This window comes from Synechococcus sp. R60.1, assembly GCF_047461835.1.
In the GTDB taxonomy this organism is placed as follows: Bacteria; Cyanobacteriota; Cyanobacteriia; order Thermostichales; family Thermostichaceae; genus Thermostichus.
This window is the reverse complement of record NZ_JANSIA010000003.1, coordinates 69,135-81,814: the sequence shown is the minus strand read 5'-3', so window position 1 is coordinate 81,814 and position 12,680 is coordinate 69,135. Positions and strand designations below refer to the sequence as shown.

Here is a 12,680-nt window from a genome sequence, read left to right as displayed (position 1 = left end):
TCAGGGCTTTGCGGGATACCGCCTTCCTGCTCAGAGATAGGCAGGATGCGATCGCTTCTTTCCTGAACCATGTTCAGGAGAGTTCAGCGTGAATGTATCAGCTCCATCAAGACAATCCAGACGAGCAAGACGGGCCTGCACAGAGTACCCTCTGCAGGCTTTTTTGTGGGCCTGGGCCGCGCGGCTGTACGTCCCCAGCAGGGATCCCTCCCCATCACGTAGCTTTTTTTGCTTTTTTGCGGCAACTCAGCGGAGGGCAAAGCAGGCTAAAGTGTCGGCATCCTGGCGTCTTGTGGAGAATCCTCGATGTTGTCCACCCAACTCCTCCTCCCCGGAGTGGCAGCTCTGCTCGGCTTCGGGTTTGCTCCAGCCGTCCTGGCTCAGACTTCCCACACCCAGCAGATGGCGATCCTGAACGGCAACGCCACCACCCTGCAAAGCAACGTCCTGCAAAACACCGTCCTGATCCTGCCCAACGTTCCCCCACAACAGTACGCCGACAGTTGGGGCTGGAGGAGCAGCCGCTCTTTGCCTCCCACTCCTGCTCCCATCACCGTCGTCATCCTCAACTCCCAAGTCAACCTAGCTGCCGAGGAAGTCGAGCCGAGGTCTTGCGGCCAGCGCTGTAGGGGATCCCTGCGCCTGCCTTGAGCGGGGGAGGCTGCTTTTTGCACTCCAGACTGCCCAAGTCCGCAATCCGGTTCGCGGCCACGCTCGGATCTGGGTGGATGGGGATTGATATAATCCAGGGCAATTGTCCGCTGCTGGGCGGCAGAGGGTTTTAACGCAAGCTTGGCCCGGCTTTGCAATCTTGCTTTTTGGTGTGCGAGGGATCCCCATGAATCGTTCCAAGCAACTTCGCCCTTGGCTGGCTTCAGCTCTCACCTGCCGGATGGTGCTCAGCACCGCTTTTGCCCTCGCTGGAGCGTTGCGTAGCGATCTGCTGATGGGATCCCCGGCTTGGGCGCAATCGGTTCCTCAGCCCGGCACCCTCGACCTGCGCACCGGTGGCGACACCCCCGCCCAGCCCTCCCCCACCCCACCCCCCACTGCCGGCGAGCCAGAAGTGTTGGTAGCGGAGGTAGTGGTTGAGGGCACTGAAGATCCGGAGCTGATCAACCGGGTTTACAGCGTCATCCGCACCCGCGCCGGCGAGGTTTCCACCCGATCCCAGTTGCGGGAAGACATCAATGCCGTGTTTGCCACCGGATTGTTTGCCGATGTGCGGGCAGTGCCTTCCGATACGCCTTTGGGGGTGCGGGTCACCTTTGAGGTCAAGCCCAACCCAATCCTGAAAGCCGTGCGCACGGAAGGGGCGAAAGTTCTGGATTCGGAAGTGCTGCGGGCCGCCTTTGCCGACCAGGAAGGGCGGGTGCTCAACTTCGGCGAGCTGCAATCGGCGGTGGCCGAGATTGAACAGTGGTACGCCGATAAGGGTTACGTGCTGGCCAAAGTGACGGATGTGCGCTCCTCTGAAGACGGCACCATCACCCTGGAAATCGCCGAAGGGGTGATCGAGGATATTCGCGTTCAGGGCAACACCAAAACCCGTGACTTCATCATCACCCGCGAGTTGAAGTCCAAGCCGGGGGATGTGTTTAACCGCAACCAAATCCAGGAAGACCTGCAGGCGGTTTTTAATCTCAACCTGTTTCAAGATGTGAATGTGGGGCTCAACCCCGGCCAGGATCCCGACAAGGTGGTGGTGGTGGTGAACGTGGAAGAACGTCGCACCGGTACCTTGGGCGGCACCATCGGCGTTAGCTCCGCCACAGGGGTCTTCGCCGGCCTCAACGTCTCCGAACAAAACTTGGGCGGCAACAACCAAAGTGCCAGCTTCAACGTGCAGGTGGGCACCAACGAAACCCTCTTCGACTTAAACTTCACCGACCCGCGGATTGCCACGCTGGAGATCCCCACCTCCTACAACGTCAACATCTCCAACCAGCAAAGTTCTAGCTTTGTCTTCAATGAGGGATTCACCCTGCCCAATGGGGATCCCGTGCGCATCAACCGTCTTGGTGGCGGGGTGACTTTCTCTCGCCCGATTGGGGGCAATTGGCGGGCCAGCTTGGGCACCCGCATCCAATTTGTAGAAGCTCGCAACAGCAACGGGGAGCAGCAGCGCTTCGATGTGCTGGGCAACCCGATTACCTTCAGCGAGAGCGGCCAAGACAGCTACACCACCCTGCGCCTCGGCCTCATCAACGACGCCCGCGACAACCCCAACAGCCCCAGCCAGGGCTCGGTCTTTCGCATCTCCACAGAACAGTCGGTACGTCTGTTTCAAAATGGCTTGAATGCCAACCGCCTCGAGGCCGGCTACAGCCAGTTCATTCCCGTCAACCTGTTTGAAACCCGCAGCGAGCGACCGCAGGTATTGGCCTTTGATGTGCGGGCGGGCACGACCATCGGCGACTTGGCTCCCTACGATGCTTTTGCCATTGGTGGCGGCAACTCGGTGCGGGGCTTTTTCGAGGGGGGTATCGGTTCCGGTCGCAGCTTTGCCACCGCAACCGCCGAATTGCGCTTTCCCATTTTCGACCCGGTGGGGGCAGTGGTCTTTGCCGACTACGGCACCGATTTGGGCAGTGGAGCTGCGGTGGCCGGCAATCCTGCCCTGGTGCGCAACAAGCCGGGCAGTGGTTTGGGGCTGGGGGTCGGCATTCGCATCCAATCTCCCTTGGGGCCGCTGCGCATCGACTATGCGGTTGGGCAAGGTGGCGCTGGCCAAGGCCAACTGCATTTCGGCATTGGCGAGAAGTTCTGACTTGGCCGTGGATTTCCCTGCCGGCTTGCTATCTTGGGAGCAGGTGCTCGTAATGGAAGCAACCCATGAAACAGCGACTCGGCCTACCTTTCCCCAAGGGATCCCTGGTGTTCTTGCTGTGTTTGAGCCTGGCCCTAGCCGGGTGTGGGCCACTGGCGCGGCTGGGCATCGGCACAACTCCCATCGCCACCGTAGAGCAAAATCCCTCCCGCTACACCGATGTGTATGTCCGCGGTCGCGTGGTAAACCAGATAGGGGTGTTCGGCCAGGGTGTGTATGAGCTCCAAGACAACAGCGGTTCCCTTTGGGTCATCACCGACAAGGGCCTACCGGCCATGAACAGCACTGTAACCGTGCGCGGCAAGGCCCAAGAGGGGATTGTGGTGGGAGGACGCAGCTTCGGGGTCTCGTTGGTGGAAGCCGAGCGCTTCTAGCCTGCCCCCAAAGCCAACATGGAAACGCGGCCTGCCAAGGTTTTGGCAATCTGCTTCAAGGCCCGGGCTGAAGCCGACTCAGGTTGGCCGATGACAATAGGCGTACCCATATCTCCCCCTTGGCGCAGGGCGATTTCCAGCGGGATCCGCCCCAGCAGCGGGACACCAAGCTCGCGGGCCGTGGTCTCTCCCCCTTCTGAGCCGAAAATATCGTACTGGCGATCCGGCAGGTCGGGCGGGATGAAGTAGCTCATGTTTTCCACAATGCCCAGGATGGGCACCCCCAACTGCCGAAACATGTTCAAGCCCTTGCGACTGTCCAGCAGGGCCACCGATTGTGGCGTGGTGACGATCACAGCTCCTGCCAGCGGCACTGCCTGCACTAGGGTCAATTGGGCATCGCCGGTGCCGGGGGGCATATCCACAACCAAGTAGTCCAACTCTCCCCACTGCACCTGATAGAGAAATTGCCGGATCACCCCGTTCAACATCGGCCCCCGCCAGATCACCGGCTGATCCCGTCCCACCAAGAGGCCCATCGACACCATCTTGACGCCGTAATTTTCCAAGGGGAAGATGTCTTCGCCGCCATCTTCCCGTTTTTGCACAACCAGAGACCGATCCTGCAGGCCCAGCATCAGCGGCACATTGGGGCCGTAAATGTCGGCATCCAGTAGCCCCACCCGGGCTCCACTTTGGGCCAGCGCCACCGCCACATTCACCGACACCGAGGTTTTGCCCACGCCCCCCTTGCCGCTGGAAATGGCGATGATGTTGCGCACACCGGGGATGGACTGGCGATTCGGCAGGGAAGGGGAACGGGGGGTTTCTGCCGTTACCGTGACATCAATGGCTTCGATGGGGGCTAGCTGGCGGATGGCAGCTTTGCACTCCTCCACAATGAATTCCCGCAAAGGGCAGGCCGGCGTGGTCAGCACCAGGGTAAAGGCCACTCGCCCAGGCTCGACGCGAATATCCCGGATCATGTTCAGTTCCACCAGGCTGCGGCGCAGCTCCGGATCTTGAACAGGGCGCAACGCTTCAAGGATGGCAGCAGCATCAAGGGTGGAGGTGGTCATGGAATCGGAAGGCTCAGCGGGTCAGTCCATATTTCACTCTAATCGGTTTTTCTCGGGTTCTTGCCGGCAGGGAAGGACAGCTCCAAAACGGGCTGCCACGCTAGTCCTGGGCAAGCAGGCTGGCCGAGGCTGATTCTGGTTGGAAGACAACGCTGTTGGCCGACGGGGGAGGGCAATTGTGCAAGCGCTGAGTGGGAGTTGGCTTGTGGTTAGGGCTGACGTTCTGGGCGCAGTTGATCCCTCTGCTGGAAAAGAGGGGATCCCGTCGCTTCTCAATCCGGGACGAGCGCGCCCACCGGGCCGTACCAACTCTCTCTTGTGGCTTGCCCTGGGATCCCTTCTGCCGTTACTTTTCTCGGTCACCCCACCTGCCTTGTGCGGTGAGTCCTCTGGGCCCCTGCCGCTGCCCCCACCACGCTGCGCGTCCAAAAGATGCTGCCTGGGCGTTCTGTCCACAACAAGAATAAACTGTGGTCTGTTCTCGTGCCGGTATCTCAGGAAATTCAAGGAATTGGTTGTGAAGCCAGGCAAAAGTATGGAAATCCGTCCTGCCACCGCCTTAGATGTGCCCGTTTTGTTTGACCTCATCTGCGCCTTGGCCGAGTACGAGAAGCTGAGCCACCTGGTAACGGGATCCGCTGATCTGTTGCGCCACTATTTGTTTGGCCCAGAGGCTTTGGCCTCGGCGTTGTTGGCAGAAGTGGAGGGGCAAGCGGTGGGATTTGCCCTCTACTTCCGCAATTTTTCCACGTTCCTGACCCGACCAGGGATTTACCTTGAGGATCTGTTCGTGTTGCCGGAGTTTCGCGGCAGAGGCATTGGCAAAGCGCTCTTGGCGCGGGTGGCTCAGGAGGCGGTGGCCAAAGGATATGGGCGGCTGGAGTGGATGGTTTTGGATTGGAATCAGCCGGCGATAGAGTTCTATCGACGCATGGGTGCCCAGCAACATCCCGAATGGATTCTCAACCGCGTGGTGGGTGCTGATTTGGAGGCTCTGGCTCGGCTGGCCAAGGATCCCTGTCGATCTTGAGCAAGCTCCCCTCTGTTACAGACCCTAGCATTCGTGACATCCTCCCGGCGCTCGTCCTACGGACAGAGCGCGGGCTTCCCTTGGCGTCAGCGGGATGGAGTCTTTACCTCGCGGTTGGGTATTCCTACCCCACGCCACTTGTCTAGGTCTACGACCCCCGACAGAACAACTGGACAGGTGGTTTCCCTTCCCCAGCATTCCTGGGTACTAAAAAGATAATGGTATAGCATGCAGGGATCCATGTATCCCGACGCTAACCCTGCGGGTAGAGCGCGGGGCTTGTTGCCCCCGCACCCCCGTTGGTTAAACATTAGGTTGCCCAGGAAAGGGATCCCAGCGGCACTCACGTTGTATTATTGGCTACTTCAGCCGGCAGGTCGAGCCTCTTTTGGGGAATCGGGCTAGATTGGATCCCACTGTTGATTTCTGCTGTCCACTTCTAGGGTTCTGGCGGCATGAGTTCTCCGGCCATCCAGTGGTATCCCGGCCATATTGCCAAGGCAATTGGCCAGTTGCGGGAAGAGTTGCAGCGGGTGGATGCAGTCATCGAGGTGTTGGATGCGCGGATCCCGTTGGCCAGTCGTCATCCTGAGCTGGGCCGGTGGCTGGGGGAAAAACCTCGCCTCCTGGCTCTGAACAGGGCGGACTGCATTGAGGCTGGGGATCTGAAAGCTTGGCAGGAGTATTTTTTACGGCAAGGGATCCCTGTCTATCCCACCAATGGCCGCTCAGGAGAAGGGGTGAATCGCCTCAAGCAGGCGGTCTTGCAACTGGGGCAATCGGTCAATATGCGGCGTCAACAGCGGGGAATGCGACCGCGGGCCGTTCGGGCGGTGGTGGTGGGCTTTCCCAATGTGGGCAAATCTGCTTTGCTGAATCGACTGTTGGGGCGGCGGGCAGCTGAGAGCGCAGCACGTCCTGGGGTGACGCGGCAACTGCGGTGGGTGCGGCTGGGGGGAGAGTTGGATCTGTTGGACTCGCCGGGCATCCTACCGCCCTCTCTGCCGGATCAACAGGCGGCCTCTCTATTGGCCATCTGCGATGACATCGGCGAAGCGGCCTACGATCCCGAACGGGTGGCGGCCCACTTTTTGGATCACGTGCTGAGGGTGCAGCCCCAAGCCGGATCTCTCTTGCAAAAGCGCTACGGTTGGCCGGATCCGATCCCTCCCGGTGGTGCCGCAGTGCAGGAGTTGGCCGAGCGGCGGTATCAAGGGGATCCCCAGCGGGCGGCACGGCAAGTTCTCAACGACTACCGCAAGGGCTTGCTGGGGCCGCTGGCCTTGGAACTCCCTCCCAAGGCTTGAGCCCCTTAGAAGAAATCACGAAAGAAAGTCACGTTGTTGCTATGCCCACGGCAGGGAAACCGCTGCTGTGGGGCGTTGACTTTTCCCGAAACTGTCTACACTTGTCCCCAACCGGGATCCAGCCTCTGTTTCCAAGGCCGATACACCTTGAAGTAGACAACGGAACCCACTTGTCTGGCCAAGGCTTTGATGCAAGTGTCTCCACCCATACAGCGCTGGCAAACGGGATGGTTCACCTGCAGACGATTGAACCCCCGCCGCAGCGCACAGGCCGGTTGGCCCCGCAAAATCTCGGCCAGGGATCCCCCCAGCGTCACTTGCCCCAGCGGGATTTGCCCTTCATAGTCCTTGCAACAGGGCACCACCGTGCCGTCGTAGAGGATCCCCGCCTGACCGGAAGCGCCATTGCAGTATCCCCAGCGAGCTGGGATTACCCGGTCTGTCTCCACGTTGCCCCAACTGTCCAAGGGAAACGTTTCCAAAACCAAGCGGGGATGGATGCGGATCTGCTGCCAGCGGCCCGGTCGGTAAGTAGCAATCTGGGCTTCTACCCAATCGAGAGCCGGTGCATCCGGGATCCCTTGCAAAGCTCGTCTGGCCCAAGCCGAGAGCTGAGCGCGCATCTGCTGTGCAGAATCGATCACCGAAAGAGCCTTATGCGGCACCAAAAACGGGTGGGGGCTAGTATCCAGGAATTTGAGATGCACCTGCGTAGGGCTGGAGGAGCGCAAGTGCACCTGCAGAAATTGGGTAATCCCAGCAAAGTAGCGCTCCGGCGTGAGGCGGGGAGGTGCTCCGCGAATGCTGAAGGTGACTGGATCGGGAGTTTGCAGGGAAATGGTTAGCTTAGCAAAGGGGCTGCGGTTCAGCTTTTCAATGTGCTCCGGCCAGAGGGCAAAGGTGCTGCCGTTGCTGGTCAGGTGCAGGCGAAGGCCAAGCTCAGCGGCCCTGCGAATACCCTCGAAAAGGTATGGGTAGAGCAGCGGCTCCCCCATCAGGTGAAAAGCCATCACGCGGGCCAGCCCTGTTGCCGCTACTTCCTCCAAAATCTGCTCCAGCAGAGCGGGCTCCATGTGCCCCCGCCGCCGTTGCATGATCCCATCTGGACAAAACTCGCACTTAAAGTTGCAAACGTTGGTCACCTCAATGTGCAGGCGTTCCAGTTGGGGAATAACAGCAGACATTAACAGCAGACATAGAGAGGGCCGGAACAAGTCGAGGGCAAATAGCGGATCCCCCACAAGCGCTAGGTAGTGATACGCTGTTTATCAGGTTAGATCCGGAGCGGAGCCATCGCAATGCTGAAATGCACCACTCGCCACGTCCACATTTTTGCCGGTGAAGTTACTGCAGACAACAACTTCGTGCCCCGCGACGACCTGTTTACCCTCGATGTGGATCCGGACAACGAGCTGGTCTGGACTGATGCTGCCCTGCAAAAGGTCTATGCCCGTTTCGAAGAGTTGGTGGAAGAATACCGGGGGCGAGACTTGACCGAGTACAATATCCGCCGCATTGGGTCTGACCTGGAACATTTCATCCGCTCCCTGCTCAAGCAAGGGGAGATCGCCTATAACCTGCAGGGGCGTGCCCCCAACTTCAGCATGGGCTTTCCCCAGATCCCTGCTGAAGAAATTGTCGGCCAATACATCCCCAAGGGCTAGCTCTTTGCCGGTTCTGGACAGAGTTTTTGATTGTTCTGCATCTAAGGCTTTTACCCATCTGATTGTCGGAGCGTTTCCCCATGTCTGGAGAACCCACCCCCGAGGCCGCTGCTGCCGAGAAACCCGCTGAAGCTGCCAAGCCTGCTGCTGAGGATTCCCCCAAAGCCGCTGCGAAAAAAGTTGCTAAGGAAGAAAAGCCCTTCGAGCAACAGATCACGGAAGAGGTGATCCCGGCAGCCATCGCGGCTTTTCAAAAGCGCGGAGTCAGCGATCTGGAGCTGCGCCTGGAAGGCAAGACGCTGGTCGGCGCGTTTGCAGGAGGCAAGAAGCAATTTAGCGTGCTGTTTGCTGAGGGATCCTTGAATGGCCGCAAGTTCTTCCGCTGTACCACCGAAGGATCCCCGGCCAGCACCATCGAGTCTTTTATGATCGACGAGCGGCGCGTGGATGTCAACCTATTCGTGTTTTATTTGGTGCAGCGCCTTTACGCTCAGCAGTGGTATTGAGTTCGCGTGACCTTGAAGGATCCCTGGCTACCCCTAGCCGGAGAGAGTAAGCCTGCTCGCAAGAGACGAGGGGAGGTGCAGCCGGCTGCAGTTACCGTAAAGCCAGGATCCATCCGGCCATGTTCTTTGGCATGCCCACGATCCCAGAACGGGCACCTTGGCTGCCGCCTTCCCGGAAGATGAGCTGCGCACTTGGCTCGAAGAACGGTACCGCCCCAGCGGGATCAGCCGTCCATAGTCGCGTTTCAGGTTAGGGTGAGAGGCCTGGGCTACTGATCGCGCCAGCGGGACGGAGTCCTTGAAAAGCCTTCTGGCCCCGTGCATTCAACGTTTCTAGTTTGAATCGAAATGCCCATAATTGCCCAGAGGGCTGCTCCCGTAGATCAGGTTCCCCGGCAAACGGCGCAGCTGGGGCTCGAACCCGGTCGGCCCAGAGGTTGTTCCCCAGTGCAGGGATCCCTTGCCATTGGGAGGGATGTTCTGTCGAGGCCAAAAAGATTATCGTTTGTAAAGAAAGCTAAGGCGGTGCTACGGGAGGTCTCGAAATGTACATCGTGCAGATTGCGTCTGAATGCGCCCCGGTTATCAAGGCGGGGGGACTGGGGGATGTGGTGTACGGCCTCAGCCGCGAGCTGGAGGTGCGGGGCCACTGTGTCGAGCTGGTTTTGCCCAAGTACGACACGATGCGCTACGACCAGATCTGGGGTTTGCACGACGCCTATCGCGATCTCTGGGTGCCCTGGTACGGGGGAGCCATTCACTGCTCGGTGTACTGCGGCTGGGTGCATGGCCGCCTTTGCTTTTTTATTGAGCCCCACTCGGGCGATAACTTCTTCAATCGCGGGTGTTATTACGGCTGCCCGGATGACAACATGCGTTTTGCTTTTTTCAGCAAGGCGGCTCTAGAGTTTCTCCTACAAAGCAACAAGCGCCCCGACATCATCCATTGCCACGACTGGCAGACAGGGTTGGTACCGGTGCTGCTGTTCGAGATTTACAAGTACCACGGCATGGGAAACCAGCGGGTGTGCTACACCATTCACAACTTCAAACACCAAGGCTTTGGCGGCCCAGAGATTCTTTGGGCTACCGGCCTCAACCGCGAACCCTACTACTTCCACTACGACCGTTTGCGCGATAACTTCAACCCCTTTTCTCTCAACTTTATGAAGGGGGGAATTGTTTTTTCCAACTTTGTCACTACGGTCTCTCCCAATCACGCGCTGGAGGTGCAATTTGGCGACTACGGCTATGGACTTGGCCATACCCTCTACTTGCACCGGCACAAGTTTCGCGGCGTTTTGAATGGCATCGATTACGACATTTGGAACCCGGAGATCGACCGCTTTATCCCCGTGCGCTACACTGCTCAAACGCTGGAAAATAAAGCTAAAAACAAAAAAGCTCTGCGGGATCGGCTGCTACTGCAGGATGTTGACAAGCCTATCGTGGCCTATATCGGGCGATTGGACGAGCAAAAGGGCGTGCATTTGGTGCATCATGCCATCTACCGCTCCCTGTTCAAAAATGCCCAATTTGTTCTGCTGGGATCCGCTACGGAGCGAGGGATCGGCGCTTGGTTTGCCCACGAGAAAAGCTACCTCAACAACAACCCCGATGTTCACATTGAGTTGGGCTTTAACGAAGAACTTTCCCACCTTATCTATGCGGGGGCAGACATCATCGTAGTGCCCAGCCACTACGAACCCTGTGGACTCACTCAGATGATTGGCTTGAAGTATGGCACAGTTCCGGTGGTGAGAGGAGTGGGTGGCCTGGTGGATACCGTCTTCGACCGCGACTACGATCCCCACAAATTGCCCGAGCAACGCAACGGCTACGTCTTTTATCACACAGATCCAGCTGCTTTGGAGTCGGCTCTGGATCGGGCCATCGACCTTTGGTACACCGCTCCTGACCAGTTCCGTCAACTGCAGATTCAAGGCATGAGCTACGACTACTCCTGGAACTATCCTGGCAAGGAGTATCTGGAGATCTACGACTTCATTCGTCACCGCTGAGCCCAACAGCGATCCCCAGCGATCCCAGCTCTTGACCCCAAGGACGAAATGCTGGACGATAGGTAGCAATCTTGGGCTTAACCTTCTCTACAGATTTGCTGCTGAGAAGGGCAAGTCTGCTCCGTTATCTTTCCCTGTCTGTAAGGATCCCCGGCTGCCATGGGTTATCTCGCCTTGGTACTCCACGCGCACCTGCCGTTTGTGCGCCACCCTGAGCAAGACTTTGTGCTGGAGGAAGAATGGCTCTACGAAGCCATCACGGAGACCTATGTGCCGCTGCTGCACATGTTCGAGGGGCTACAGCGAGATGGCATCGACTTTCGCTTCACCATGTCCCTGACGCCGCCCTTGGTGTCGATGCTGCGGGATCCCTTGCTGCAGGAGCGCTACGACCACTACCTAACCAAATTGGAAGAGCTGGCCCAGCTGGAGTACGACAAAAACGCCACCAACGGCCACATTCGCTACCTGGCGGAGCACTACATCAAGCAGTTTGCCATGGTGCGGGATCTCTGGGAGCGCTACGACCGGGATCTGGTGCGAGCTTTTAAGCAGTTTCAAGACAGCGGCAACCTGGAGATCATCACCTGTGGGGCTACCCACGGCTACCTGCCCTTGATGCAGATGTACCCGCAGGCAGTCTGGGCGCAGTTGATTGTAGCTTGTGAGCACTACAACGAGCACTTTGGCCAATGGCCGCGGGGGATCTGGCTGCCGGAATGCGCCTACTACCAAGGGCTGGAGCGGATGATCGCCGATGCTGGCCTGCGCTACATGATCACCGACGCCCATGGTCTTCTCTACGCCAAGCCCCGGCCTCGTTACGGCATGTACGCCCCTATTTTTACCGAGACCGGCGTCGCCGTTTTCGGGCGGGATCACGAGTCTTCGCAGCAGGTGTGGTCGGCAGAGGTGGGCTATCCAGGGGATCCGGTTTACCGCGAGTTCTACAAAGACCTGGGGTATGAGGCCGACTACGAGTACATCAAGCCTTACATCATGCCCAACGGCCAGCGGAAAAACACCGGCATCAAGTACCACCGCATCACCGGGCGCAACCTGGACCTGGGGCAAAAGCAGCTTTACGACCCCTATTGGGCGCGGGAGAAAGCGGCAGAGCATGCGGGCAACTTTATGTTCAACCGCCAGCGGCAAATCGAATATTTGTACAGCGTCATGGGCCGCCCGCCGCTGGTGGTGGCCCCCTACGATGCGGAGTTGTTCGGCCACTGGTGGTACGAGGGCCCTTGGTTTTTGGATTTTCTCATCCGCAAGAGCTACTTCGACCAAAACACCTACCGCATGACTCACCTGGCGGAGTACCTGCGGGAGAACCCCACCCAGCAGGTGTGCAAACCTGCCCAGTCCAGTTGGGGGGCGCGCGGCTTCCACGAGTACTGGCTCAACCCCACCAACGCCTGGATCTACCCCCACCTGCACAAGGCCACCGAGCGGATGATCGAGCTGAGCCGTCGCGAGCCTGCCGATGACCTAGAATGGCGGGCCTTGAACCAGGCAGCCCGAGAACTGCTGCTGGCTCAATCGTCTGACTGGGCTTTTATCATGCGCACAGGGACGATGGTTCCCTATGCAGTGCGCCGCACCAAGTCTCATCTGCTGCGCTTCAATCACCTCTACGAAAAGATCAAAGAAGGCCAGTTTCGGCGGGAGAAGGCCACCCCTGAAGAGGAGCAGTGGCTGGCCAAGGTGGAATACATGGACAACATCTTCCCCAATATCAACTACCGGGTTTACCGACCCCTCTAAGCCGGTTGGGCAGGTCTGGAGGGTGCCTGCTTCCGACCGCCAGAGACACCAGAGGCAGAAGTTTCCGGCTACCCTCCTTGAGGGGATCGAACTACCCCAGGG

At 58.7% G+C, this 12,680-nt stretch carries 12 protein-coding genes; 10 read left to right on the top strand and 2 right to left on the bottom strand.

Annotation, left to right across the window (positions count from 1 at the left end):
- Positions 1-306 precede the first annotated feature (306 nt).
- The 3 genes from NW834_RS01255 to NW834_RS01245 all read left to right on the top strand — a co-directional run bounded on the left by NW834_RS01255 (position 307) and on the right by NW834_RS01245 (position 3,204).
- Complete coding sequence (locus NW834_RS01255) at positions 307-651, top strand: hypothetical protein (protein WP_011432412.1); 345 nt, start codon at positions 307-309, stop codon at positions 649-651.
- 187 nt (positions 652-838) lie between these two features.
- Positions 839-2,770: a BamA/TamA family outer membrane protein gene (locus NW834_RS01250; protein ID WP_414418818.1), complete on the top strand. Its 1,932-nt coding sequence runs from the start codon at positions 839-841 to the stop codon at positions 2,768-2,770.
- A gap of 65 nt (positions 2,771-2,835) precedes the next feature.
- Positions 2,836-3,204, top strand: a complete 369-nt coding sequence (locus NW834_RS01245; RefSeq protein ID WP_414373839.1) for a hypothetical protein — start codon at positions 2,836-2,838, stop codon at positions 3,202-3,204.
- On the opposite strand, the gene NW834_RS01240 is transcribed toward NW834_RS01245, so the two are convergent.
- Complete coding sequence (locus tag NW834_RS01240) at positions 3,201-4,283, bottom strand: Mrp/NBP35 family ATP-binding protein (RefSeq protein ID WP_414399491.1); 1,083 nt, start codon at positions 4,281-4,283, stop codon at positions 3,201-3,203. The two genes, NW834_RS01245 and NW834_RS01240, sit on opposite strands and share 4 nt — an antisense overlap.
- A gap of 191 nt (positions 4,284-4,474) precedes the next feature.
- Between NW834_RS01240 and NW834_RS01235 the strand changes: the two genes are divergently transcribed.
- The 3 genes from NW834_RS01235 (at position 4,475) to ylqF (ending at position 6,620) form a co-directional block, all read left to right on the top strand.
- Complete coding sequence (locus tag NW834_RS01235; protein WP_414418819.1) at positions 4,475-4,750, top strand: DUF6464 family protein; 276 nt, start codon at positions 4,475-4,477, stop codon at positions 4,748-4,750.
- 68 nt (positions 4,751-4,818) lie between these two features.
- The gene (locus NW834_RS01230; RefSeq protein ID WP_041436262.1) at positions 4,819-5,313 is read left to right on the top strand and encodes a GNAT family N-acetyltransferase; all 495 of its coding nucleotides are present in this window, start codon (positions 4,819-4,821) and stop codon (positions 5,311-5,313) included.
- A gap of 455 nt (positions 5,314-5,768) precedes the next feature.
- Positions 5,769-6,620 (top strand): ribosome biogenesis GTPase YlqF, encoded by an 852-nt coding sequence (gene ylqF, locus NW834_RS01225; RefSeq protein ID WP_414418820.1) that lies wholly within the window; start codon positions 5,769-5,771, stop codon positions 6,618-6,620.
- Between the two features lie 95 nt (positions 6,621-6,715).
- Here the strand turns inward: ylqF and NW834_RS01220 are convergent, their stop codons facing one another.
- Positions 6,716-7,804, bottom strand: coding sequence for a radical SAM/SPASM domain-containing protein (locus NW834_RS01220; RefSeq protein WP_414330230.1), 1,089 nt, complete (start codon positions 7,802-7,804; stop codon positions 6,716-6,718).
- 114 nt (positions 7,805-7,918) lie between these two features.
- Here NW834_RS01220 and NW834_RS01215 point away from each other — a divergent pair, with 114 nt between their 5' ends.
- The 4 genes from NW834_RS01215 to NW834_RS01200 all read left to right on the top strand — a co-directional run bounded on the left by NW834_RS01215 (position 7,919) and on the right by NW834_RS01200 (position 12,578).
- Positions 7,919-8,284 (top strand): NAD(P)H-quinone oxidoreductase subunit M, encoded by a 366-nt coding sequence (locus tag NW834_RS01215; protein ID WP_011432289.1) that lies wholly within the window; start codon positions 7,919-7,921, stop codon positions 8,282-8,284.
- Between the two features lie 80 nt (positions 8,285-8,364).
- Entirely contained in the window at positions 8,365-8,790 is a 426-nt protein-coding gene (locus tag NW834_RS01210; RefSeq protein WP_011432290.1) for a DUF2996 domain-containing protein, read from the top strand.
- 545 nt (positions 8,791-9,335) lie between these two features.
- Positions 9,336-10,811, top strand: a complete 1,476-nt coding sequence (gene glgA, locus NW834_RS01205) for a glycogen synthase GlgA (protein ID WP_011432291.1) — start codon at positions 9,336-9,338, stop codon at positions 10,809-10,811.
- Between the two features lie 159 nt (positions 10,812-10,970).
- On the top strand, positions 10,971-12,578 hold the full coding sequence (locus NW834_RS01200) for a glycoside hydrolase family 57 protein (RefSeq protein ID WP_414330234.1): 1,608 nt from the start codon (positions 10,971-10,973) through the stop codon (positions 12,576-12,578).
- Positions 12,579-12,680 lie beyond the last annotated feature (102 nt).

What these genes read in the sequence shown, in the direction of transcription:
- ylqF (WP_414418820.1), top strand. Translation starts at nt 5,769, where the DNA reads ATGAGTTCTCCGGCCATCCAGTGGTATCCCGGCCATATTGCCAAGGCA.
- NW834_RS01230 (WP_041436262.1), top strand. Translation starts at nt 4,819, where the DNA reads ATGGAAATCCGTCCTGCCACCGCCTTAGATGTGCCCGTTTTGTTTGAC.
- NW834_RS01220 (WP_414330230.1), bottom strand. Translation starts at nt 7,804, where the DNA reads ATGTCTGCTGTTATTCCCCAACTGGAACGCCTGCACATTGAGGTGACC.
- NW834_RS01240 (WP_414399491.1), bottom strand. Translation starts at nt 4,283, where the DNA reads ATGACCACCTCCACCCTTGATGCTGCTGCCATCCTTGAAGCGTTGCGC.
- NW834_RS01210 (WP_011432290.1), top strand. Translation starts at nt 8,365, where the DNA reads ATGTCTGGAGAACCCACCCCCGAGGCCGCTGCTGCCGAGAAACCCGCT.
- NW834_RS01245 (WP_414373839.1), top strand. Translation starts at nt 2,836, where the DNA reads ATGAAACAGCGACTCGGCCTACCTTTCCCCAAGGGATCCCTGGTGTTC.
- NW834_RS01200 (WP_414330234.1), top strand. Translation starts at nt 10,971, where the DNA reads ATGGGTTATCTCGCCTTGGTACTCCACGCGCACCTGCCGTTTGTGCGC.
- NW834_RS01255 (WP_011432412.1), top strand. Translation starts at nt 307, where the DNA reads ATGTTGTCCACCCAACTCCTCCTCCCCGGAGTGGCAGCTCTGCTCGGC.
- NW834_RS01250 (WP_414418818.1), top strand. Translation starts at nt 839, where the DNA reads ATGAATCGTTCCAAGCAACTTCGCCCTTGGCTGGCTTCAGCTCTCACC.
- glgA (WP_011432291.1), top strand. Translation starts at nt 9,336, where the DNA reads ATGTACATCGTGCAGATTGCGTCTGAATGCGCCCCGGTTATCAAGGCG.
- NW834_RS01215 (WP_011432289.1), top strand. Translation starts at nt 7,919, where the DNA reads ATGCTGAAATGCACCACTCGCCACGTCCACATTTTTGCCGGTGAAGTT.